General features: G+C 67.8%; 19 protein-coding genes. 5 read left to right on the plus strand and 14 right to left on the minus strand.

The annotated features are described in order from the left end of the window. Positions 1 to 1,872, plus strand: a 1,872-nt coding sequence (locus AWB89_RS25310) for an ABC transporter ATP-binding protein (protein WP_241520603.1), incomplete at its 5' end; no start/stop codon positions are given. On the opposite strand, the gene AWB89_RS25315 is transcribed toward AWB89_RS25310, so the two are convergent. Both AWB89_RS25315 and AWB89_RS25320 read right to left on the minus strand, forming a co-directional pair. Beyond that, complete coding sequence (locus tag AWB89_RS25315; protein ID WP_085177418.1) at positions 1,831 to 2,937, minus strand: esterase-like activity of phytase family protein; 1,107 nt, start codon at positions 2,935 to 2,937, stop codon at positions 1,831 to 1,833. The genes AWB89_RS25310 and AWB89_RS25315 overlap by 42 nt on opposite strands. Beyond that, on the minus strand, positions 2,930 to 3,496 hold the full coding sequence (locus tag AWB89_RS25320) for a methyltransferase family protein (RefSeq protein ID WP_085177419.1): 567 nt from the start codon (positions 3,494 to 3,496) through the stop codon (positions 2,930 to 2,932). The genes AWB89_RS25315 and AWB89_RS25320 overlap by 8 nt, the downstream gene beginning before the upstream one ends. A gap of 73 nt (positions 3,497 to 3,569) precedes the next feature. Between AWB89_RS25320 and AWB89_RS25325 the strand changes: the two genes are divergently transcribed. After that, a complete protein-coding gene (locus tag AWB89_RS25325) occupies positions 3,570 to 5,510 on the plus strand; it encodes an acyl-CoA dehydrogenase family protein (protein WP_085104107.1) in 1,941 nt (646 codons plus the stop codon). A 27-nt stretch (positions 5,511 to 5,537) separates the two neighbouring features. Here AWB89_RS25325 and AWB89_RS25330 read toward each other — a convergent pair whose 3' ends face one another. Beyond that, positions 5,538 to 5,999 carry an LppP/LprE family lipoprotein gene (locus tag AWB89_RS25330; protein WP_372515125.1) on the minus strand — a complete coding sequence of 154 codons (462 nt, stop codon included), beginning with the start codon at positions 5,997 to 5,999 and terminating at the stop codon, positions 5,538 to 5,540. 350 nt (positions 6,000 to 6,349) lie between these two features. On the opposite strand from AWB89_RS25330, the gene AWB89_RS25335 reads away from it, so the two are divergent. Continuing rightward, complete coding sequence (locus tag AWB89_RS25335) at positions 6,350 to 10,522, plus strand: bifunctional nitrate reductase/sulfite reductase flavoprotein subunit alpha (RefSeq protein ID WP_085177453.1); 4,173 nt, start codon at positions 6,350 to 6,352, stop codon at positions 10,520 to 10,522. Positions 10,523 to 10,663: 141 nt separating this feature from the next. Beyond that, positions 10,664 to 10,921: a hypothetical protein gene (locus tag AWB89_RS25340; protein ID WP_085104111.1), complete on the plus strand. Its 258-nt coding sequence runs from the start codon at positions 10,664 to 10,666 to the stop codon at positions 10,919 to 10,921. A gap of 16 nt (positions 10,922 to 10,937) precedes the next feature. On the opposite strand, the gene AWB89_RS25345 is transcribed toward AWB89_RS25340, so the two are convergent. Genes AWB89_RS25345 through AWB89_RS25395 form a run of 11 tightly spaced genes read right to left on the minus strand, consistent with a single transcriptional unit; the run spans position 10,938 to position 21,624 of the window. Continuing rightward, positions 10,938 to 11,426 carry a CAP domain-containing protein gene (locus AWB89_RS25345; protein ID WP_085177423.1) on the minus strand — a complete coding sequence of 163 codons (489 nt, stop codon included), beginning with the start codon at positions 11,424 to 11,426 and terminating at the stop codon, positions 10,938 to 10,940. Then, entirely contained in the window at positions 11,426 to 12,031 is a 606-nt protein-coding gene (locus tag AWB89_RS25350; RefSeq protein WP_085177424.1) for a hypothetical protein, read from the minus strand. The genes AWB89_RS25345 and AWB89_RS25350 overlap by 1 nt, the downstream gene beginning before the upstream one ends. Then, positions 12,028 to 12,612: an Mce protein gene (locus tag AWB89_RS25355; protein WP_085104117.1), complete on the minus strand. Its 585-nt coding sequence runs from the start codon at positions 12,610 to 12,612 to the stop codon at positions 12,028 to 12,030. The genes AWB89_RS25350 and AWB89_RS25355 overlap by 4 nt, the downstream gene beginning before the upstream one ends. A 16-nt stretch (positions 12,613 to 12,628) precedes the next feature. Next, a complete protein-coding gene (locus AWB89_RS25360; RefSeq protein WP_085177426.1) occupies positions 12,629 to 14,107 on the minus strand; it encodes an MCE family protein in 1,479 nt (492 codons plus the stop codon). After that, positions 14,108 to 15,229, minus strand: a complete 1,122-nt coding sequence (locus AWB89_RS25365; protein WP_085177428.1) for an MCE family protein — start codon at positions 15,227 to 15,229, stop codon at positions 14,108 to 14,110. It abuts the gene before it with no gap. Further along, on the minus strand, positions 15,226 to 16,548 hold the full coding sequence (locus tag AWB89_RS25370) for an MCE family protein (protein ID WP_142282638.1): 1,323 nt from the start codon (positions 16,546 to 16,548) through the stop codon (positions 15,226 to 15,228). Before AWB89_RS25370 ends, AWB89_RS25365 begins: the two co-directional genes overlap by 4 nt. Then, entirely contained in the window at positions 16,545 to 17,714 is a 1,170-nt protein-coding gene (locus AWB89_RS25375; RefSeq protein WP_142282639.1) for an MCE family protein, read from the minus strand. The genes AWB89_RS25370 and AWB89_RS25375 overlap by 4 nt, the downstream gene beginning before the upstream one ends. Then, the gene (locus AWB89_RS25380; RefSeq protein WP_085177433.1) at positions 17,711 to 18,742 is read right to left on the minus strand and encodes an MCE family protein; all 1,032 of its coding nucleotides are present in this window, start codon (positions 18,740 to 18,742) and stop codon (positions 17,711 to 17,713) included. Before AWB89_RS25380 ends, AWB89_RS25375 begins: the two co-directional genes overlap by 4 nt. Then, complete coding sequence (locus AWB89_RS25385) at positions 18,739 to 20,007, minus strand: MCE family protein (RefSeq protein ID WP_085177435.1); 1,269 nt, start codon at positions 20,005 to 20,007, stop codon at positions 18,739 to 18,741. Before AWB89_RS25385 ends, AWB89_RS25380 begins: the two co-directional genes overlap by 4 nt. Positions 20,008 to 20,011: 4 nt before the next feature. Then, positions 20,012 to 20,860 carry an ABC transporter permease gene (locus AWB89_RS25390; protein WP_085104129.1) on the minus strand — a complete coding sequence of 283 codons (849 nt, stop codon included), beginning with the start codon at positions 20,858 to 20,860 and terminating at the stop codon, positions 20,012 to 20,014. Further along, entirely contained in the window at positions 20,857 to 21,624 is a 768-nt protein-coding gene (locus AWB89_RS25395) for an MlaE family ABC transporter permease (protein ID WP_085104131.1), read from the minus strand. Before AWB89_RS25395 ends, AWB89_RS25390 begins: the two co-directional genes overlap by 4 nt. Before the next feature lie 761 nt (positions 21,625 to 22,385). Here AWB89_RS25395 and cysK point away from each other — a divergent pair. Then, positions 22,386 to 23,318 (plus strand): cysteine synthase A, encoded by a 933-nt coding sequence (cysK, locus tag AWB89_RS25400; protein ID WP_085104133.1) that lies wholly within the window; start codon positions 22,386 to 22,388, stop codon positions 23,316 to 23,318. Positions 23,319 to 23,320: the final 2 nt, after the last annotated feature.

Raw genomic sequence — 23,320 nt, forward strand, 5'->3', positions numbered from 1 at the left:
CAGCCGCCCGTGCCACCCCCGCCTGCGCCACCCCCGCCGCCGCCCGTCCCGCACGACGAGGGCGTGGGCCTGATCGAGCAGATGAACACCCGAAAGCTGCGGACCCCCGGCACCTCGTTCCGCACCCAAGAGCCCAATTCGACGTATCGGTTGCCGCTGCAGGCCGGCGCCCGCACCAGCGGGGTCGTCGCGCACCAACTGGGACTCGCGGTCGACGGGCGCCGGGTGCTCAGCGACATTTCGTTCACGGCGAGTCTGGGCACGTTGACCGCCGTCGTGGGGCCGTCGGCGGCGCGGAATACGGCGGTGCTCGAGCTGCTCGCCGGCACCCGGGAACTCGGGTCCGGCCAGGTCACGGTGGACGGCCACGACGTGCACGCCGAGCCCGAGTCGATGCGCACCCGGATCGGCATCGTGCAGCGCGAGGAGCGCCTGCACTCGCGGCTCAGCGTCGAACAGGCCGTGCGATACGCGGCCGAACTGCGCCTGCCGCCGGACACCACGCCCGACAACCGCAATCGGGTGGTGGACCAGGTGCTCGAAGAGCTCGAGCTGACGCCCCACCGGGCGACCCGGATCAGCAAGCTGGCGCCCGAGGTGCGCCGGTGTGTGGCCCTTGCGGTCGAACTGATCACCCGACCGACGCTGCTGGTGGTCGACGAGCCCGGCGCGGGACTGGATGCCGGTCAGCAAGACCACGTGCTGGCGATGCTGCGCCGCCAGGCCGACATCGGCTGTGTCGTGGTGGTGGCGATCTCGGCGCCGGCGGCGCTGGGCGGCCTCAGCATGTGCGATCAGGTGCTGGTGCTCACCGGCCGCGGCGCGATGGCCTTCGTCGGGCCTCCCCTGCAGGTCGAGTCCGCCATGGGCACCGCCGACTGGACCAGGGTCCTCGAACAGGTGGTGGCCGATCCCGACGGCGCGGACCGGGCGTTCCGGGCCCGCCAACCGGCGCCGCCCTTGCCCACGCCGCCCGAGGTGGCGGCGCCCTGGCCGCTCCCCGCCGAGCTTCCCGCGAAGCGGCAGATCCGGCTGCTGGCCCGTCGCCAGCTGCGGCTGCTCTTCGCCGACCACGTCTACTTTTTGTTCTTGGTGGTGCTGCCGTTCGTGTTGGCGGCGCTGACGCTGCTGATCCCCGGCGACTCCGGGTTGGAACGTCCCGCCCCGACCAGCCCCAACGCGCACGAAGCCATCGAACTCCTGGCCGCGCTCAACATCGCCGCGGTGATCGTGGGCAGCGCGCTGACCATCCGCACCGTGGTCGAGGAGCGCCGCGTCTTCCGGCGGGAGCAGGCCGTCGGGCTGTCGGCGCCGGCCTACCTGGCCGCCAAGCTCGTCGTCTTCGGCCTGGCCGCGCTCGTCCTGACGGGCGTCTTCTTCGCGATCGTGATCGTCGTGAAGGGCGGCCCGGTGCACGGCGCCGTCCTGCTGGGCAACGCCACGGCCGAGCTCTACGTGGGCGTCGCCGTCACCGCCGTGGTGTCGGCGGTCGTGGCCCTGGCGCTGTCGGCGATGGGCAACCGGATGCGCGAGGTGCTGCCGCTGCTCGTGCCGGTCATCCTGGTCTCGCTGCTGTTCAACGGGAGCCTGGTGCAGCTGGTAGGCAAGTGGGGCTTCCAGCAGATTTCCTGGTTCGTCCCGGCCCAGTGGGGCTTCGCGGCATCGGCGGCGACGGTCGACCTGCGCAGGGTCGACGCGCTGGCGGCCAACGCCCAGATGTGGACCCACTATTCGGGCTGGTGGGTGTTCGACATGGTCATGCTGGTGGCCTTCGGCGCGGGCGCGGCCGGTTTCGCCCTGTACCGGCTGCGGGCGCCCAAGCGGGCGCCGCTACATCGCGAACAGCAGGAACTGGGTGACCTGGCTGGGTGAAAAGTTGTTGTCGCTGACCAGCACCACCGATTGGCGACCGTCGGGCAGCTTGGGCCCGAGCGTGATCCCCTCGACGTTGTCCAGGGGCGACAACCCCGGCGTCGCGGACAGATCGACCGCCAGCGTCTTGGTCATCGGGGTCAGCGCCGCGCCCTGCATCGACGGCAGCGGCAGCACGTCCGTCGCGGCACCGATGTCGGCGCGGTAGATGCGGATGGTCGGGGGCACCGCAGACGACCGTTCCAGCACCAGGAACGTGGTGTCGGACAGCGCGACGAGGTCCGAGACGCCGTTGAGGTCGGCGGGCGGCGGGGGCGGTTCCATCGGGTAGGCGTACTGGGCCGTCGGCGCCCCGGTGGCGACGTCGAACTTGGTGACCCGCGTCAACACGGGTCGGCCGTCGTCGCTTTTCGGCCCGTCGTTGTAGCCCGGGTCTTCCATTGCGGCGAACAGCGATTGGCCGTCGGGCGTGAGCGTCACCCCCTCCAGCGCCTTGTTGCGGCGCGGCCCGGTGCGCTGCGCGGACATGGCCAGGTTGGGCGGCAGGGCGAACTGACCGAGGTAGGCGCCGTCCAGCGCGGCGGTCCGCACCCACGGGTCCAGCAGAACCGGGCCGTCGGTGAGCCGCTCCCCCTCGGAGCACCAGTACAGCCGCTGCCGCCCGGGGTCGAAGGCGATGCCCTCCGGGTCCGGGGGAACCACCGGCGGCGTGGCGTTCGCGGCCAGGGGCGCAAACGGCCGACCGGCCTCGTCGAGCAGCGGGCGGGTGGCGGTGAACGTGACGTCGTCAATCCCGTTGCCGGACAAGGACAGCCGCACGGTGTAGAAACGGGCCGGGTTCTTCTCGGAGCGGTCGTCGCTGATCACGTAGTACTGCTGGCGGCCGGCGTCGTAACTGATCCCGGACAGGCCGCCGATGACGGTGCCGTCGAATGTGGCGCCGAAGGCGACCTGCGACTGGCCGAGGTAGGTCAGCGTCGGCGGGCTCGCCGGCGCCGGGGCGCACCCGGACAAGGCCAGGCAGAGGCCGACCGCGAGCCCGCGGACCGGCGCAGTCCTAGACATAGCGCCTGACGTGGCGGCAGTAGTCGGCGTAGACGTGGCCGTAGTGCTGCCGCATGAATTCCTCCTCGCGCAACACCTGCCGGTGGAACAGCGCGGTCCCGGCGACCACGTAGATCAGCGGGACCCAATTGGGAAACACCAACAGCTGGCCGACGAGGAACACGAAAAAGCCGACGTAGATCGGGTTGCGGCTCATCGCGAATATGCCCGTCGTCACCAGCCGGCCGGGCTCGTCGACGTCGATGCCGACCCGGAAGCTCGCGCCGAACGACACCAGGCTCGCCACCAGGATCCCGACCCCGGCCAGGCACAACGCCGCGCCCAGCCACGCCAGGATCGCGGAGTGGAAAAACAGCTGATGGCTGGCCAAGGGCCAACCGAAGGCCGCGCCGAACACCGTATAGAAGTAGAACAGCGCCACCGGCGGGATCAGGTAGTCCGTCTTGTCCAGCTTCCCGAAATGCATGGCTTGGGTGCCGGCCCGGCGCAGCAGCATGACCCGCCCGGCGACGGCGCCGATCAGCAGCACGACGGTCAGGGCGGCCAGGTATCGCGGCATGGCTTGATCATGGCACCGACATCGCCGTGCCGAGCTTGTTTGCGGGGCCCCATCAGCGGGTTACCGTGCCTTTATGGCGCCAGACACGAAAAGCACTGCCGACCACCTGCGCAACGCCCTCGACGGGCGGTGGCGCGATGTGAAGAACCGGATGCGGGACACGATGACCGAGGACCTGTTCCGGCCCCATTACACCCCCAACACGGTGATCGCCCGCACCAAGGTGGCCGAGCAGATGCGGATCATGGCCGCGTTCGGGGCCGCCGCCGACAACTTCCGCAAGGAGCACGGCGGGACCGGCGACGTGGGCGCGGCGATCACGATGATCGAGATGCTGGCGATGTCGGACCTGTCGCTGATGGTGAAGGCCGGTGTGCAGTGGGGCCTGTTCGGCGGTGCCGTCGAGAACCTGGGCACCGAGCGCCACCACGAGGCCTACGTGAAGAAGATCATCAGCCTCGAGTTGCGCGGCTGCTTCGCGATGACCGAGACCGGGCACGGCAGCGACGTCCAGTCGCTGGAGACGACCGCGACCTACGACCCCGAGACCGAAGAGTTCATCATCGACTCCCCCACCCCGACCGCCCGCAAGGACTACATCGGCGGCGCCGCCCAAACCGCCACCATGGCAGCGGTTTTCGCGCAGCTGATCACCACCGAGGACGGCAAACCGGTCAACCACGGCGTGCACTGCCTGTTGGTTCCCATCCGCGACGCCGACGGCAACGACATGCCCGGGGTGACGACGTCCGACTGCGAATACAAGGGCGGCCTGCCCGGCGTCGACAACGGCAGGATCGTGTTCGACCACGTCCGCGTCCCGCGAGTGAACCTGCTGAACAAGTACGGCGACGTCGCCGCGGACGGCACCTACAGCTCGCCGATCGACAACCCCAACCGCCGCTTCTTCACCATGCTGGGCACGCTGGTCCGCGGCCGCATCACCGTCGGCGGCAGCGCGGGCGCCGCCGGTCGGGTCGCGCTCGACATCGCCACCCGATATGCGTTGCAGCGCAGGCAGTTCTGCGCCCCCGGCGACGAGAACGAGGTGCTGATCATGGATTACCTGGTCCATCAGCGCCGCCTGTTCCCGCTGATCGCCAGGTCGTATGCCCTGCAGTTCGCCCAGAACGAGCTGGTCGGCCGATGCCACGACATCCAGACCGCGGACGCGCCCGACGCCGACGAGCAGCGTGAGCTCGAGGCGCGCGCCGCCGGGCTGAAGGCGGCCAACACCTGGCATGCGTCGCGCGCCATCCAGGAGGCGCGCGAGGCCTGCGGCGGAGCGGGCTACATGGCCGAGAACCGGCTGATCGGGCTGCGCGGCGACACCGACGTCTTCACCACGTTCGAGGGCGACAACCACGTGCTGACCCAATTGGTGGCCAAGGAGCTGCTGACGGCCTACGCCGACGACATCCGCAGCATGAGCCCCGTCGAATGGGTGCGCTTCGCCGCCAACACCGTCGGCGAGCGGGTCCGCAAACGCACTGCGGCCGAAGCCATCATGCAGACGCTCGTCGACGCCCGCCAGGACAGCGAGGAGGAGGGCAGCCTCTTCAACCGCGGCACCCAGGTGAACATGTTCGAGGAGCGCGAGGACTACCTGCTGTCCTCGGTCGCCCGCCGGTTACAGGGCAAGTCCAAGGAGATGTCCGAATTCGACGCGTTCAATGCCGTGCAGGACCACGTGCTGCACGCGGCGAACGCGCACATCGACCGAATCGTGTTGGAGGCGTTCGTCGCCGGGATCGACTCGTGCCAGGACGAAAAGGCCCGCGAGCTGCTCGACATGGTCTGCGACTTGTATGCGCTGTCGGTGATCGAGGAGGACAAGGCCTGGTACATCGAGCACGGCTACTTGTCGACGGGGCGGGCCAAGGCGGTCACCCGCGGCATCAACGATCGCTGCCGCAAGCTGCGCCCGTACGCCGAGACGCTGGTCGACGGGTTCGGCATCCCGGAGCCGCTGCGCTACGCCGAGATGCTGCACCCGGAGAACCTTTCGACCTGAACCCCCGGAAGCCGTTGCGCGGCAACGCTACTGGTGCGGGATCGCGCCCAGCGCCTGCAGCTTGCCGTCCGGTCCGACGCGGAACTTCACCGTCCCGATCCCCGTGGGACAGCAGGGCTGATCCTTGCCGACCTGCCATTGGTATTGGACCGTGACGGTGTCATCGCTCGGCGCCAGCACGGTGATGTAGGGCTTCGGGTTCGGCGTGGGCGGCCCCAGCGGGGTGTTGTGGTCGAAGAACAACAGCTGCTGCGGCGTCGACTCGCTGGCGATGGTGGGGATGATCTGCACCCAGTAGAGGCGGCACTTGCTGGTATGCCCCCTTGCGATTTCGACCCAGCTCGAGCCCGGAACCTCGACCGGGACCGACGCGATGGCCTTGCGCACCGTGTCGGCCGACGGCCCGTCGGAGTCCTTGCACGTGTCGGCGCGCGACGCCGGCGGTGCCGAGGGTTTTCCGCCGCAAGCGGTGGCCAACAAAAGCAGCAGAATCACAATCTGGCGACGCACATTGTGAGCTTAACGAAAACTGTGAATGTCCCATCTGTTTCATCCGAACCCCTATTCCGGGGCGCAATTCGGCTGGCCCGTCGGTAATCTGGGCGGCGTCGCAGATCGGCGTTGACCTGCGATTACCCGGTCGGCACCGGGGTCTCCCCACACTTCACACAGCGCCTCGGATCCGGTGAGAGGAAGCCGTAAAGCGGCGGAAACATCGGGCGCCCGATGCCGAAACATCTTTACCGCACCATTTAGCGCAATAGGCCCTTGCGCGCTCGAGGAGGGAAGTAAGCGTGGCTACCGAGCCTCGCGGCGCCCGCACCGACGCCGTGAACAGCATGTGCGCCTACTGCGGTGTGGGCTGCGGCATGGTGTTACACGTCACAACCGACCCGGACAGCGGCCGTCGTCACGTTGCGAAATCCGTTGGAGACACGAGCCACCCGGCCAACTTCGGCCGGTTGTGCACCAAGGGCGCGACCACGTCGGACCTGCTGGCCGCGCCGGGGCGGCTGGATACCGCGCACGCGCGAGCCGAGCGCGGGGAGACCCTAGAACCGCTCGACATCGACGACGCGATCACGCGCAGCGCCAACTGGCTGCGGGCGATCATCGACCGGCACGGCCCGGACGCCTTCGCGATGTACGTGTCGGGCCAGATGTCCCTCGAGGCGCAATACTTGGCGAACAAGCTGACCAAGGGATTCATCCGCACCAACCAGATCGAGTCGAATTCGCGGCTGTGCATGGCCAGCGCGGGTTCCGGCTACAAGCTGTCCCTCGGGGCGGACGGGCCGCCCGGCTCCTACCAAGACTTCGACCGCGCGGACGTCTTCTTGGTCATCGGCTCCAACATGGCCGACTGCCACCCGATCCTGTTCCTGCGCATGATGGACCGTGTCAAGGCCGGCGCGAAGCTGATCGTGGTGGACCCGCGTCGCACCGCGACCGCCGAAAAGGCGGACCTGTTCCTTCAGATCGCGCCTGGATCCGACCTCGCACTGCTGAACGGGCTGCTGCATCTGATCGTCGAGAACGGGCAAACGGATGCGGACTTCATCGCCGAGTTCACCGAGGGCTGGGAGGTGATGCCGAGCTTCCTCGAGCAGTACACCCCCGGCACCGTCAGCGAAATCACCGGCATCCCAACCGAAGACATCCGGACCGCCGCGCGCTGGATCGGCGAGGCCGAAAACTTCCTGAGCTGCTGGACGATGGGCCTCAACCAGAGCACCCACGGCACCTGGAACACCAACGCGATCTGCAACCTGCACCTGGCCACCGGCACGATCTGCAAACCCGGCAGCGGCCCCTTCTCGCTCACCGGGCAGCCCAACGCCATGGGTGGCCGCGAAATGGGTTACATGGGACCGGGTCTGCCGGGGCAGCGCTCGGTGCTGTCGGCCGCCGACCGGGAGTTCGTCGAGGACGTCTGGGGCATTCCCAGCGGCTCGCTGCGCACCGACGTCGGTACCGGCACCATCGACATGTTCTCCCGCATGGCCGACGGCCACATCAAGGCGTGCTGGGTCATCTGCACCAATCCCGTTGCCAGCGTTGCCAACCGCAGGACGGTGCTGGCCGGCCTGGAGCGCGCCGAGCTGGTGATCACCCAGGATGCGTTCCTGGACACCGAGACCAACGAGTACGCCGACATCGTGCTGCCCGCCACGCTGTGGACGGAGTCCGAGGGCGTGATGGTCAACTCCGAGCGCAACCTGACCCTGTTCCAGCCGGCCCTACAGGCGGCGGGTCAGGCCCTGCCGGACTGGCAGATCATCGCCCGGATCGCTTGCGAGATGGGCTTTTCGGACTCGTTCAGCTACGCCTCGGCCGAGGAGGTCTTCGAGGAGATCAAGCAGTTCTGGAACCCCGCGACGGGCTACGACCTGCGCGGCGCCAGCTACGACCGGTTGCGGCGGACACCGCTGCAGTGGCCATGCCCGCCGGACGGCGCCGACCGCAACCCGATCCGCTACCTCAACGACGGGATCAGCCAGACCCGATCGGTCCGCGAGGACGGCAGCGCGCCCCCGTTGGCCTTCCCGACGCCGTCCGGGCGCGCAGTGTTTTTCGCCCGCCCGCACCTGCTGCCCGAAGAAATGCCCGACGACGACTACCCCCTCCTGCTGAACACCGGGCGCCTGCCGCACCAATGGCACACCATGACCAAGACCGGCAAGGTTGCCAAACTCAACAAGCTCAACCCGGGACCGTTCGTCGAGATCCACCCCGACGACGCCGCCCGACTGCAGATCTCGGAAAACGACCGGGTCGAAGTGGCGTCGCGCCGCGGGCGCGCCGTGCTGCCCGCGGTGGTCACCGACCGGGTGCGGCCCGGCAACTGCTTCGCCCCCTTCCACTGGAACGACGCCTTCGGCGAATACCTCGCGATCAACGCCGTCACCAACGATGCGGTGGACCCCGTGTCGCACCAACCCGAATTCAAGGCCTGCGCGGTCACCCTGACCAAGGTCGCCGCCGCCGAAACCGAGTCGGCGCCCGAACCCGAGGTCAGCGCCGACACACCAGAACCCGGACAGGAAAGCAGCGTGTCCCACGTCGACGCCCTCGCCGAATTGTTCGGCGTCGCAGACGAACCCGCCCCGACGTTCGACGAGCGGGGTCGCTCCTACCTTGCCGGCATGCTGGCCGGACTGCGCTCCGAGGCCGGCCGTCGGGCGGGCGGCGTGCCCACCCTGCCCGTCGGCGCACCGTTCGACACCCGCACCCGGTTCTGGGTGGACGGGGTTCTCGCGGGGATGTTCGCCCGCACCGAGGGGCCCGGCCCGATGCCGGAGTTGCCCACCGCCGTGCAGGACGGCGCGCCCACCGTCCCGGCGCCCCAGGCCGATTCGGCGCCCAAGCGGGCGCCGGTGGTGGTGTTGTGGGCGTCGCAGACCGGGAACGCGGAGGAGCTGGCCGCCGACGTCGCCGCGCGATTGGGCGAGTCCAGCGTGCCCGTCGCGTTGCGCGGCATGGACGACTTTCCCGCGGCGGAGCTCGCGACGACGCGTGAGCTGCTGCTGATCACCAGCACCACCGGCGACGGGGACCCGCCGGACAACGGCGCCGCCCTGTGGCGCGCGCTGACCTCCGACGGCGCACCGCGATTCACCGACACCCGGTACGCCGTTCTCGCGCTGGGCGATTCGAACTACGACGACTTCTGCGGCCATGGACGCAAGCTCGATGAGCGCCTGGCCGAGCTGGGCGCGACTCGCATCGTCGACCGGGTCGACTGCGAGCCGGACTACGAGGACGCCGCGGCCACCTGGCTGAGCGGGGTCGTCAGCGCGCTGGCCCGCACCCCGGCGCCGGCGGGGCGGGACGGCGGTGCCCCGGCGACCACGTCCGCGCCGATCCGGCCGGCCAACGGATCCGCGGCGGCCGGGTACACCAAGAAGCACCCCCTGATCACCGACATGTCCCGCAATATCAAGCTGGGCCAGCCGGAATCGGCAAAGGATGTGCGACAGTTGGTGTTTCGTGTCCCCGAAGGCACCATCAGCTACGAGGCCGGTGACGCGCTCGGGGTGTGGCCGCGCAACAGCGACCGCCTGGTCGACGAATGGCTGTCCGTCACGGGGCTGGATGGGCAAACCCCGGTCGAGGTCGGCGAGCACGGCTTGATGTCGCTGCGCTCCGCGCTGACCGAGCGGATCGAGATCGCCCACATCAGCCGGGACCTGGTGCGGTTCGTGCAGGAGCGCACCGGCGACCCGAAGCTCGCCGAGCTGCTGAAGCCCGAAAACCGGGCAGCCCTGAGCGATTGGGCCTGGGGGCGCCAGTCCATCGACCTGCTGGCGCAGCTGCCGGTCTACGCATCGGCCCACGAGTGGCTGAGGGTCCTCAAACGCCTTCAGCCGCGGCTGTACTCGATCTCGTCGAGCCCCAAAGTCTGCCCCGCCGAAGTCCACCTGACGGTCTCGCCGGTGCGCTACAACTTCCAGGGCGTCCCGCGCCGCGGGGTGTGCTCGACCTACCTTGCCGACCGCTCCCCCGGCGACCGCGTCGCCGTCTTTTTGCAGCAGTCGAGCAACTTCCGGCCGCCCAGCGACCCGGACACCCCGATGATCATGATCGGGCCGGGCACCGGGATCGCGCCCTTCCGCGGCTTCCTGCAGGAGCGGCGCGCCCTCGGGCACACCGGCCCCAACTGGTTGTTCTTCGGCGAACAGCACGCCGCCACCGACTACTACTACCGCGACGAGATCGAGCAGATGCACGCCGACGGGCTGCTGACCGAACTGGACCTGGCGTTCTCGAGGGACCAGCGCGAAAAGGTCTACGTGCAGCACCTGATGCGCAACCGCGGGGCCCAGCTGTGGCGCTGGCTGCAGGACGGCGCGCAGCTGTATGTCTGCGGTAACGCCGACCCGATGGCCAAGGACGTCGACCGCGCGCTCTGCGACATCGCGGCCGAGCACGGCAACCTCGAGCCGGACGCCGCGCGGGCCTACGTCCAATCCCTGGGCGCCGACAAGCGCTACCACCGCGACGTCTACTAAAGGCCAGCCCGCGAGCCTTTAATACGACGGAAACATCGCACACCCGCCGCCGAAACATCCCCGCCGCACCATTGCCTCAGCTGGTTGCGTCGAGGAGGGGCCGTGAGCGTCGCTCGGGAGTGTGATGGGCCCGATCGGGTCATGAAAAGCGTCTGCCCGCTGCGGTGCCGGCGGCATCCCGAAGGCCAGGCGTCGGCCGCCGGGCAGGTCGACTGGGCCGGGTTGCCGGTCAACCTCGACATGGCGTTCTCGCGGGAGCAGCGCGACAAGGTCTACGTCCAACACGTGATGCGCAAGCAGGGCAGCCAGCTCTGGCGATGGGTGCACGGCGACGCCCAGATCTGCGTCTGCGAAACCGCGGCCGAGGACGGGCAGCACCTCACCGGCGCCAACCAGTAACCGCCGGCGGTTTACCTCACCGAGTCCTCGGAACCGGCTGGCCATATACGGCCACCACCACGGTGCGGTCCAGGCTGTTGTCCGACCACACGCCGATCGCGGTATTGGCGCAGTCCCGGATGATCGCCATGTCGTCGGGGTTGTAGTACCACTGGTTGACCAGCTCCAGGCTGCTGATGGCCATGGCCGGATTGGTCGCCACCGTCTCGGCGGCCTTGCCGTTGAATCCCGCCGCGATGGCGCGGTCCTGCGGCGTCGACCCGTCGGATCCCATGTCATCGTTGATGTTTCGGTTGTTGATCATGTCCTCCGCGTGCCATTCTGCGGCCAGCGTCAGCGCATTGTTTCTGATGACATCGTTCGTGCAGCCCGCCTGGTGCTGCAGGGTGTAGACGGCGGAGACGACGGCGCTGTTGAGCCGCTTGTTGTCGGCCTGCGCGACGGGAGCGACCAGCACCGCGGCGACCACTACGGCGGGTACCGCCCGGGCGAGAAGGCTTCGCATCACACCGGGTCGAAACGCGAAACCAGCCAGCGGCCGTTGACCTTGTCCAGCGTGACCCGAACGACGGGCTGGGTATCCGTGGGCGCCCCCTCGCCGATCGTCACGGTCTGATCGACGAACAACACCACCACGGCATGATTGGCCGTCGCCGAGACCGACGCTGCCGCATTGACTTTGGCCACCGACGAGATGTGCTTTTCCTTGGCTCCCGGAACGACGACCCGGCGCGTCAGCTCGGCGTACGCATCCTTGAACTCACCGGTCAGCCGTTCGCGCGCCGCACCCAGGTCCTTTTCCACCGAGTCCGCCTTGTAGGACAACAAAGCCACCGTGTCTTCGCCGGCGACCCGCACCGATTCGGACCGGGCCCGGGCGAGGTCATCGGCCGAGCCGGCGACCCACCTGAAGTAGCCCGCCGCGACGGCCAACAGCAGCGCGAGCGCGGGCAAGACGCCAACCGCGAGCACCCGCGTCCACGCGATGCGCCGCTTCTCCACGGCGGCCGGGGCCTCCGATTGTTGTTGTGCGGTGACATCTTCCGCCTCGGCCGGAGCTTCCGCCTCAGCCTCGACGGCGGTTTCCGTGTCCTCTCTGAGTGTCGTCATGGTACGAACACCACGTTCGACACCTTGGCGTCGTTCCCGACCGACCGGACCTCGATTCGCATCCGCCACTCTCGCGGCGCCTCCTCGCCGCCCGCGGTTCGTGATTTGACGGCGATCGCGACGAGCACCTGCGCCGAATCGCCCCGCTGAGATTCCAGTCCCGCGTCGGTGACGGTGCCCTCCGACTTCGATTGCGCCGCCTTGACGACCTCGACGAACGGCTTGGACCGTTGCTCGAAATCGTCCCGGAACGCCCCGGTGGACAAGTCGAGGATCCGCTGCACGTCGGCGTCCGCCTGGGTGTAGTTGATCGTCGTGAGGTTCACCGCGCCCTGGCGTGCGACCTGAACGTATAAGTCGCGCTTGGTCTTCGCCTCACGGTCTTCGTAGGCCCGGTAACCCAGCCAGCCGGCCAATCCGGCCAGCGCCACCACGAGCGCGGCGCTGACCACCACCGCCGTTGCCGCGCGCGAAAGCCTTGGAGTGGCCCGGCGCCGCCAGCGCGCGAGCCGCCCCCCGGATTCCTGGGGCGCGTCGCCGTCGACATCTGGGGTCTCGGCTTCTTGGGATTCTTCGGCCATGTTGCTCCTTCACTGCTTATGGCTGCGGGACGAGAAGTGATTGCCAGTCCTTGGCACGCGGATGCGCCAGGTCGGACTCGGTGTAGCGGCGCCCATCGGGGCCTATGTAGTCACCGGTGGCCGGGTCGTACGTGGCGACGGCGAGGGGTGGCGGGGCCGGGGCCGCCGGCGCGGTTCCCCGCGGTGGCGGCAGCCGAGGGTCTTGTCCCGGCGGATACATCGGAACGCCCTGCCCGCTGTAGGTGGCGTTGGGGTCGCCCTTCCAGTTGTAGCCGTCATTGAGCGGCGCATATTCTTCGTCGCTTTCGCACAGCTCGATCGTGGGCGCACGCTTCCACGGCTTCGCCTCACACGGAATGTTGCGCACCCCACGGACATTGAACTCCGAATCCTGTGGCACTCTGCAGAACAGGTCCGCGGCGGGCCGGTCCGGAGCGTCGACGCTGGCCGGTGACCGGCGCTGCGTCGGCGGCAGGTACCCGGTCGTGCAGGGCGGCGGCAGGTTGATGTTGAGGTTGAAGTCCAACTGGGCTCCCCGGTACTCCTGCTTGGTGTTGGAGCTGGGCACCACGATCGCCGCCATGGCCGCGATGCCCTGCGGCAACAGCACCAGCAGTTGCTCGATGTCGTGGCGGTAGACGACGGCGATGTCGCCGAGGCTCACCAGGTTGGCGAACAGGACGGGCACCGCGGGCGCCACCCGGTCGAACAGCGCGCGGCCTTCCTCCACCCCGGACGTGCCCTGCGTCAACAGATCGCGCAGCGCCGCATCTTGCGCCTTGAACTGGGCCGTGATGGCGGCGGTTCGATTGGCCCACGTGGCGATCGCATCCGACGTCTGCACCTGGGAGTTGAGCACCGCCGGGGACTGGTCGATCAGGGCGGCGAGCGGATCGACGGTCCGGCCTCCGGCAACGGCAAGCGCGGTCGATCCGTCGACGATCCGGGACAGCTCCGGCCCGAGACCGCTGACCGCGCGGTTGGATTCGTCGATCACCGTGTGCAGGTTGTCCCGCGGAATCGCCTGCAACGCACGGTTGGTCATGTCGAGCAGGTGTCCGATGTCGACGGGCACGTCGACGTGACCGGCGGGGATGACATCGCCGGCGCGCAGCTGCCTGGAGTGTTCGGCATCCTTGCCAGCCTGCGGGGTCAGTTCGATGTACTGCTCCCCGATCGCCGAGCGGCTGTGCACCGATGCCTGCACGTCGGCGGGCACCTTGACCGCGGATCGCAAGGCCAGCACCGCCCGCACCCCGGTGGCGGTGACCTCGACCGACTTGACCTGGCCCACATCGGTGCCGCGGTAGGTGACGACCGAAGTCTGGTAGAGGCCACCCGATTGCGGCAGATCGACCGTGACGTTGTACTCGCCGATCCCGAACAGCGTCGCGGGCAGCTTCATGAAGTTGAAAGCCATTGCGCCACAAGACACCAGGGTCACCAGAGCCAGGACCGACAACTGGATCCACGTGCGGCGGTTCAGGCGCAGCATTCAGTACCCCCCGAAGTGGTACGGATAGGTCAGGGGGTTGCCGCCCGTGACGGGGCTCGGCTGCATGCCTATCGTGCGTCCCCACTGCAGTTCGAGCTGGGTGAGGTTGCCTTCCCACCGCGAGCCCGTGAACAGCCCCTGGTCGATGCGGCTCAGCGTCAGGTCCACGATCAGCGTCAGGTTGGCGTAGTCGCCCCGGAACCAGTTCCGCGCCGTGGACGCCGGCCAGGGATACGCCACCAAGCCGTCCAGACCCCTGGTGAGCGACGGTCCGGCATCGGCGAGCGACCGCAGCACCGGCGCGATGTTGCGCAGGTTGTTCACCAGAGACTCCTTGCTCTGATGGATGGTGTCGGCCGCGATCGCGCTGAACTTGCCGAGCTGATCGATCGCGTCGGCGATCTTGGTGCGCTCCTCGGCAAGCACCGCAAAGGCTTTCGGCACCGTGGTCAACGCCTTGTCGACGACGACATCTTTGGCGGCGACCTGTCCGGCCAACGAATTGAGATTCTCCGAAGCCGCGATGATGTCATCGGTCTGGGCGTTGGTGCCCGCGATGAACTGGTCGAGCTGGCCCAGCAGGCTGCGCATGTCGTTGTCGCGCCCGGCGAAGGCCTTGGCGAGCGCCTGGGTGATTTCCTGCAGCTGACCCAGGCCCCCGCCGTTGAGCAGGATCGACACCGAGGCCAGGGTCTGCTCGGTGGTCGGGTACATGCTCGCGTGCGACAACGGGATCACCGACCCGTTCTTCAGTTCGCCGACGGGCGGCTCGTCCTTGGGCGCCCCGAGTTCGATGTGCATGGAGCCGAGCAGGCTGGTCTGGCCGAGCTTGGCGGTCGAATTGGCCGGCAGGCGCACGTCGCCGTTGATGCGCATGGTGACCAGCGCATGCCAGTCCTGCAGCTCGATCTTGGTCACGTTGCCGACGTTGACGTCGTCGACCCGAACCCGGGTGTTCTCCTGGATGGTCACCACGTCGGGCATCTGCGCCTGGACCGTGTAGGAACCGGGGCCGCCGCCGGCGGTGCCGGGCAGGGTGAACGAATTCAGGCCCTTCCATCCGCAGCCCGGCAGGGCGGCGATCAACGCGCCGCAGAGCGCCGCGGCTATCGCCCGCCTCACGATGCCCCCGTCGGAAGCATCAGGTCGCGCAGCACCTGCGTCGAATCGACCGTTCCGTTCGGCGGTGGCGGCGCCTCTGCGGGCTGCGGCGCCTGGACGGGCGCCGGCGGCGGCGCATCCGGCGGCGGTGTGGCGTCGGGCGGCGTGTAGCCGGGCCGTAGCCGGTCCTCGCTGTAGGTGATTTCGTTCGGCCGGGCCTGGGTCCCGACGAACGGGTTGAGGCCGAACGGAAGGTAGTTGTAGATGCGGTTTTTGATGATCGGGTTGATGTACTGCAGGCAGAGCTTGGACACCCGGTCCAGGCGCAGCCGGGAGGCCGCCTCGATCGAGCTGCAGATCCATTGCGGGATGTCGGCGAAGTTGTTCAACGCCATGATGCCGGTCATGGCGCTCTGCGCCGGCTGGTAGATGTTCAGGAAATTCTGGAACACGGTCGGGGCGATGTGCAGGATCTGCTTGATGTCCGCGCGGCTGTCGTTGAGCACGGTGGTGATGGACCCCAGCCGGTCGAACGTGACGCCCACGGCTTCCCGGTTCTCGGAAAGAAAGTCGCGCAGATCGGTCAGCGCCCCATCGAGCCCCTTCACCGCGTTCGCCACTTCGTTGGGCGTGTTCGACAGGACCGTCGTCACACCGGCCAGGTTCTGGTTGAACGAGGCCAGCAGGTCGCTGCTGGAATAGAGCGCCGACACCAGCAGCTGCAGGTTGCGCACGGTGCTGAAGATGTCGTCGGCGTGATCGCCCAGCGCCGAAATCGCCTCGGACAGCTTCATTACGGTGTCGCGGGCCGTGTCACCCTCGCCCCGCACATTGTCGGCGGCCGAGTTGATGAACTCGCCGACCGAGTTCACGCCGCCGGGCGCGGTGGGCTGCAGCGCCTCGGTCAGCTTCTCGAGCTGCCTGCGGAAGTCGTCCCATTCGACCGGAACCGCGGTGCGGCTCAGCGGGATCGACGCGCCGGGGCTCAATTTGGGACCGCCGGAGTACGCCGGCACGAGCTGGATCGCCCGGGACGTCACCAGCGACGGGGACAGGATCGCCGCGCGGGCATCGGCGGGGACGGCATACTGCTTGTCCACGGAGAAGGTCACTTTGGAGCTGGCGGGCTGCGGCTCGATCCTGTCCACCACCCCCACCGCCACGCCGAGGATCCGAACCTCGTCGCCGACGAACAGGCCGTTGGCTTCCGCGAAATATGCTGTGTAGGTGGTTCTTTGAACCTCTCGGAACAGCTTGGTGCCGACGAGGAAGGAAGCCACGACCAATGTCGCGACCAGGCTGATGCCGGCCGCCGCCTGCAGGGCGCGCCGCCGGGTCACTGTCCGCCCGCCTGTGCGGGTGCGGGCTCGGGCGGTGGGCCGGGCGCGGGAGCCGGCGAGGGCGGCTGGGACCAGATCGGGTGCGGTGCGTCCTCCGGCGGCACCGGCGGGGTGCCGGTCGGCGGGTCCACCGACTCCGACGGCAGGCCCTGGTTCGGGTCCAGCAGCCGGTCATACATTCGCGCGTCGATCGTGGGACCGCTGATCTGGCCGGGAATCAGGTTAGCCACGTAGGCCTTGAAAAATGGCCCGGAGCCCAGGCATTCGCCGAACGACATCGCGTAACGTTTGAACTTCGGCAGGGTCTTCTGCAGATCCTCCTTGCGGTTGTCGAGCACCTCGAGCACGCCGTTGAGCTTGTCGAGGGCGGGCTTGAGCTGGGTCCGGTTGTCGTTGACCAGCCCCGAGATTTGATGCGACACCGCCGTGAGGTTGTTCATCAGCGCATCGAGGGAGTCCCGTTCGTCCAGCAGCGCGGCGAGCAGCGCGTTGGAATCGGCCACCAGGGTGGCGATCTGCTGGCTGCGCTTGCCGAGCACCCCCGAGACCCTGTTGGCGTTGCCCAGCAGGTTGCGCAGCTGGGCGTCGCGGTGGTTGAGGGTTTCGGAGAACCGCGCGACGCCTTGCAGCGCGGGTTTGAGATCGGCCGGCGTCTCCTTGAACGTGTTGGCCAAGGTCGTTAGGGCCGAGGACAATTGGACCGTATCGAGCCCGCTGATCGTCGTGGTCAGGTCACCCAGTGCGTCGGGAAGGTCATAGGGCGAGTGGGTGCGTTCCAGCGGAATGGGTCCGCTCAGTTTTCCGTCACCGCGCGGGGTGAGCTCGAGCATCTTGCTGCCCAACACGGTCTCGGTCTTGATCGCGGCTTCCGTGCGGTCGCCCAGTTCGACGGATTTGCGGACGGTGAAGGCCACCCGGACCTTGGTGCCCTCCAGGCGGATCTGCGAGACCCTGCCGACTCCCATGCCCGAGACGCGCACGGTGCTACCCGTCTTGATGCCGCCGGCCTCGGAGAAGTACGCGGAATAGTCGTTGGTGTCCTTGACGAACGGCAGCTTGTCGTACTGGAAGGCGGCGACGACGACGCAGGCGACGATCGCGGTGCCCATCACGCCGACCAGCACCGGGCTCCGCCCCCCGAGCGGTTTGATCTGGGGCAACTTCATTGCGGCGTGCACCGCCCGCTGGGCTGGCCGAACAGCTTGACGAAGATCGGGTTGCCCCCTTTGCCGTTGAGCTTGAGCAACACCTCGCAGAAGTAGAAGCCGAAGTAGTCGCCGTTCAGGCCCTGCCGGGACAGCACCTGGTAGATGTCGGGCAACTGCTTGAGCAGGTTGTCGACGTAGTCGCGGTCCGACAGCACCTGCCCGGACATGCGGTCGGTCTCGCGCACCACGTCCTTGATCGGCTGGCGGGCCTGGACGAGCAGATCGGCCACCGAGCCGGAGGCGGCGTTGATATACGCCAGCCCCGTGGAGATGTCGTCCCTGCGCTGCGCCAAGCCATTCACGAACTGGGACAGTTTGTCCAGGCCGTCGGAGAACTCGCGGTCGCGCGTGGCGAAGGTGTGCAGGACCGTGTTCAGGTTGGCGATCAGCTCACCGATCAGCTCGCTGCGCCCGGCCAGCGTCGAGGTCAGCATGGACGTCTGCGCCAGCACCGACGCGAGTGTGCCGCCCTGGCCCTGGAAAATCCGCAGCAGCTCGCCGGACAGGGCGTTGACCTGATCGGGATCCAGCGCGCGGAACAGCGGCCGGAAGCCGCCGATCAGGGCGTCGACGTCCAGGGCGGGTGACGTCCGCGCCAGCGGAATCGTCGCACCCGGGGGCAGCAGGCGTGGTGCGCCGGGGCCCTCTTCGAGCGCGAGATACCGGTCGCCGATCAGATTTTCGTAGCGCACAACGGCTTTGGTGCCGTCGGTGAGCCGAACGCCCTTGTCGACCGCGAAGCCGACGGTGACCGTGCCGTCCCGGTGCAGGGTGAGGTCACCGACCTTTCCCACCTCCACCCCGGCGATGCGCACGAAGTTGCCGGACTTCAGGCCGGAGATGTTCGTGAAGACCGCTTGGTAGCCGGTGCGATCCTCGAAGCGCAATTGCCCGAACACGGCGATGAGCGTGAACGTGAACACCAGGCAGACCGCCGTGAATATCCCGACGCGCAGGATGATGGCGGACATCTTTCGTCTTCTCATGACGGCGGCCGCCCCCCGCGATACCAGTAGTGGGGCGGCTCCGGTGGGTTCTTGGTCGTCGGGAACCAGTTGGCCCACCACGGATTGCCGGCCGCCACGTTGGTGCGGATCTCGTCGGGGGCGGCGCCCCAGCCGGTGTCGGTGACAAGCGCGCGGACCGGGAAGTTCGCGCTCGGGTCGGGCAGCGATCCACAGCTGGGCTTGCCGCCCGGACCTCCCGTGGCGTTGACCTTGGGAAGGTGTCTCGGGTACCGATACGGATCGTCGCCGAACAGCAGCGCGGCATCGAGGATCACCGAGTAACCGTTGCCGCCCAACGCGTCCCGGCCGCCGTGATCCACGTACCATTGCGCGCCCTGGAACAGGCACGTGTAGGTCGGCGAGTACTTGTTCAGCAGGGCGGTGGTCGGATCGAGCAGGTCGAGGGACCGCACGATGTTGGCTACGTTTCTGCCGATGACGCTGATGCCGGTCTGGCTGAAGCCCGCCGCCGACAGCAGCAAGGAGTCCAGCGCCCGCTGGTTGTCGGTGAGCGTCTTGCTCGTGGTGGTCGCCGAGTCGAGGATCGACAAAATATCCTGCGCCGCATCCGAATAGGCGGCGGTTGTCTTGCCGAACAGTCGCCAGTCGCGGTGGATGGTCTCCATGCGCGGGTTGACGGTCAACAGCAGGTTGTTCGCCTCGGTGATCGCCTGCCCGATCCGTTCGCCCTTGCCGCGCACCGACTCCGAGAAGGCGGACAGGATCGCGTTGAGCTTCGCCGGGTCGAGGGCCTCGACCACCGCCTGCAAATTCTCGAACACCGTGTTGACTTCCACGGTGACATTTCGGGAGTGCAGCACCGCGCCGGACTGCAACGGTGTCCGGCTGGGGTGGTCCGGCACGATGAGGTCGACGTACTTGGATCCGAACGCGGTGGTCGATTTGATCTCGGCCTCGAGGTTGCTGGGCAGGTACTTGAACGGGCCCGGGTCCATCTTCAGCTGCAGCTGAGCCGCTTTCACGTCGGTGCCGATGGAGGCGACCTGACCGACCTGCACCCCGCGCAGCTTGACCTTGGCGCCCTGTTCCATCACCAGGCCCGCGCGATCGGACACCAGCGTCAGCGGGACGAAGTCCTGGAACTTGCCGGAGAATGACGCGGCGGTCAGCGCGATCAGGCTCCCGACGACGATGAACAGCGTCGGCGCCCACCATATCGGGTCGATCTTGCCGCTGCGGACCCGGTTTGCGGCGCGCGATCCGTGACCTCTGTGATTGCTCACGCCGTCACCCCGACAAATTGAAGTTGCCGGACTGACCGTAGATGGACAGCGAAATCATCAGGCAGACAAACGCGGTGACGATCATCGACGACCGCACCGAACGACCGACCGCCTCCCCCACGCCGGCGGGACCACCCGTCGCGGTGAAGCCGTAGTAGGTGTGTACGACCATCACGCCCGCCGCCATCGTCAGCGCCGCCAGGAACGACCAGAACAGGTCGGTGGGACGCAGAAACGTTGAGAAGTAATGCTCGTAGACCCCACGCGACTGGCCGTAGATGTAGATGGTGCCGAACTTGGCGGCGAAAAACGACATCAGGACGGCCACGGCGTACAGCGGAATGACGACCAGGATGCCCGCGATGATCCGTGTCGAGGACAGGTAGGTGATCGCGCGGATGCCCATGACTTCCAGCGCGTCGATCTCCTCGTTGATGCGCATCGCGCCCAGCTGCGCGGTGGTGCCGGCGCCGATGGTGGCGGCCAGCGCCACCCCCGCCGTGCACGGCGCGATCATCCGCACGTTGAAAAACGCCGACAGGAAGCCTGTCAGCGCCTCGACCCCGATGTTGGACAACGTGTCATAGCCCTGCACCGCCACCAGTGCGCCGGTCGTCAGGGTGAGGAACCCGATGATGCCCACGGTGCCGCCGATCACCGCCAGCGCGCCGGAGCCCATGCCCATCTCCGCGATGAGCCGCAGCACCTCTCCCGGGTAGCGCCGCACCGCATCCGCGGTCGCGGCCAACGATTTCCCGTAAAACTCGGTCTGCTCGCCCAGCCTGCGGGTGGCGGACACCAGCCTGGGTCCAAGTGTGGCGAACCACGTCGGTTCGCTTGCCGCTTCGGTCATTTGGCGGTCACCTTGACGCCGAGCGCGGTGACGACGATGTTGATGAAGAACAGGGCCATGAAGGAAAACACCACGGTCTCGTTCACCGCATTGCCGACCCCGGTGGGGCCACCGCCCACCGACAGGCCCTTGTAGCAGGCGATCAGGCCCGCCGACAACCCGAACAGCGTCGCCTTGATGAGCGAAATCACCACCTGCGGCAGCCCGGTGACCAGCGTCATCCCCGCGATGAACGCGCCCGGCGTGACGTGTTGAACGAAGACGACGAAGATGTAGCTGCCCGTCAGCCCGGTGACGGCGACCACCGAATAGAGCAACAACGCGACGAACGTCGCCGCGATGATCCGCGGAACCACCAGCGCCTTAATCGGATTGACGCCGATCACCTTCATCGCGTCAATCTCCTCCCGGATGGTGCGGGCACCCAGGTCGGCGCACATGGCCGTCGATCCCGCGCCGGCGACCGCCATGGCGGTGACGACGGGCCCGACCTGGGTCACGGAAGCCAGCGCGGCACCGGCGCCCGACAGGTCCCCGGCGCCGATCTCGACGAGCAGGATGTTGAGGACGAACACGATGAGCACCGTGTAGGGAATCGACAGCATGATCGTGGGGAAGATCGAAACCCGCGCGACGAACCAGATCTGCTCGAGCAGCTCACGCCAGGCCCACGGCCCTCGCACCACAGCAACCAGCGACTCGATGCTGAGGATGAAAAACTGGCCCAGCGCGTTCATGGGCCGTGCGACGGCCGTGCCGTTCATGGGGTTTCTTCAATCGCCCGGATCGTCCATGCCTCCATACGCCTCAATCGGCCCCCGCTTACGTGAAAAGAAAAACGTCGTGATTAGCGTCGCCGCAAAGGATTAGCGGCGTTCATCGCGCAATCCGGCCACACCGCCTGGCTGCACGTAGAAAACACTTGGGAAGCCTAAGTAGAATTCGATTGCCGCCGTAGGTTTGAAATCAAGCAGAGGCAATCTGGCGAATAAGCCAACACCCGCAACCCACTTTCGTTCCCGTGACCGGCAGATCCCAACCGGCGCAACACCAAAGCGATCGCCGCGGCGCGATGGCCCCCGCGGACAACGACGATGCCGTCGCGGGGCCGCGGGGCCCCTGTGCGAACCCGACCGCCCCAGCCACGTGCGCGCGCCGACGCGCCGCGCGTGTTGAGCCGCCTGCCCCGGAGCGGGCGGCCGCAGGCGCCGAAGGCGTGCTCGCGCGGGCGTGCGAGGCGAAAAGCCCCGGTAGAGGGGTCCGGAGCGGGGTCGGGCAAACCGGCGCAATGCACGGATGTCCTATAGTTGGGGCTATGCAACAGGCCACATCGCCGCGCCTCGCCCAAACGCGCCGCCCCGCCGTGGATTCTTGTTGTCGCTGTTGTTGTTGATTCCTGACGGCTTCTGACGTTGAAGATCGGCATCGCGCGTTCGCCCAGGAAGAAAAAGGCCATCGAATTCGTATCTCCGGGTAGCAGACGAGCCCCGTACCAACCCGAACCGACACCGCCTAAGGAAGTTTGATGAGCATCGCCGAGGATGTCACTCAGCTGATCGGCAACACCCCGCTGGTCCGGCTGCGCCGGGTCACCGAAGGCGCCGTCGCCGACGTCGTCGCCAAGCTGGAGTTCTTCAACCCGGCAAACAGCGTGAAGGACCGGATCGGGGTCGCCATGCTGGACGCCGCCGAACAGGCGGGCCTGATCAAGCCCGACACGATCATCCTCGAGCCGACGAGCGGCAACACCGGCATCGCGCTGGCGATGGTGGCGGCGGCGCGCGGGTATCGCTGCGTGCTGGTCATGCCGGACACCATGAGCATCGAGCGGCGCATGCTGTTACGCGCGTACGGCGCCGAACTGATCCTGACCCCCGGCGCGGAGGGTATGCCGGGCGCCATCGCCAAGACCGAAGAGCTGGCCAAGACGGACCAGCGGTATTTCGTGCCGCAGCAGTTCGAGAACCTGGCCAACCCGGCGATCCACCGCGCGACGACGGCCGAGGAGGTCTGGCGCGACACCGACGGCAAGGTCGACATCTTCGTGTCCGGCGTCGGCACGGGCGGCACCATCACCGGTGTCGCCCAGGTCATCAAGGAGCGCAAGCCGTCGGCGCAGTTCATCGCCGTGGAACCGGCCGCGTCCCCGGTGCTGTCCGGTGGGCAGAAGGGGCCGCACCCGATCCAGGGCCTCGGCGCCGGGTTCGTCCCGCCGATCCTCGATATGGACCTGGTCGACGAGGTCATCACCGTGGGCAACGACGATTCGCTCAACCTGGCGCGGCGGCTGGCCGCGGAGGAGGGCCTGCTGGTGGGCATCTCCTCGGGCGCGGCCGCGGTGGCGGCGCTGCAGGTGGCGCGCCGGCCCGAGAATGCCGGCAAGCTCATCGTCGTCGTCCTGCCCGACTTCGGCGAGCGGTATCTGAGCACGCCGCTGTTCGCCGACGTGAAGGACTGAGC

This window comes from Mycobacterium paraense (assembly GCF_002101815.1).
Lineage (GTDB): Bacteria > Actinomycetota > Actinomycetes > Mycobacteriales > Mycobacteriaceae > Mycobacterium > Mycobacterium paraense.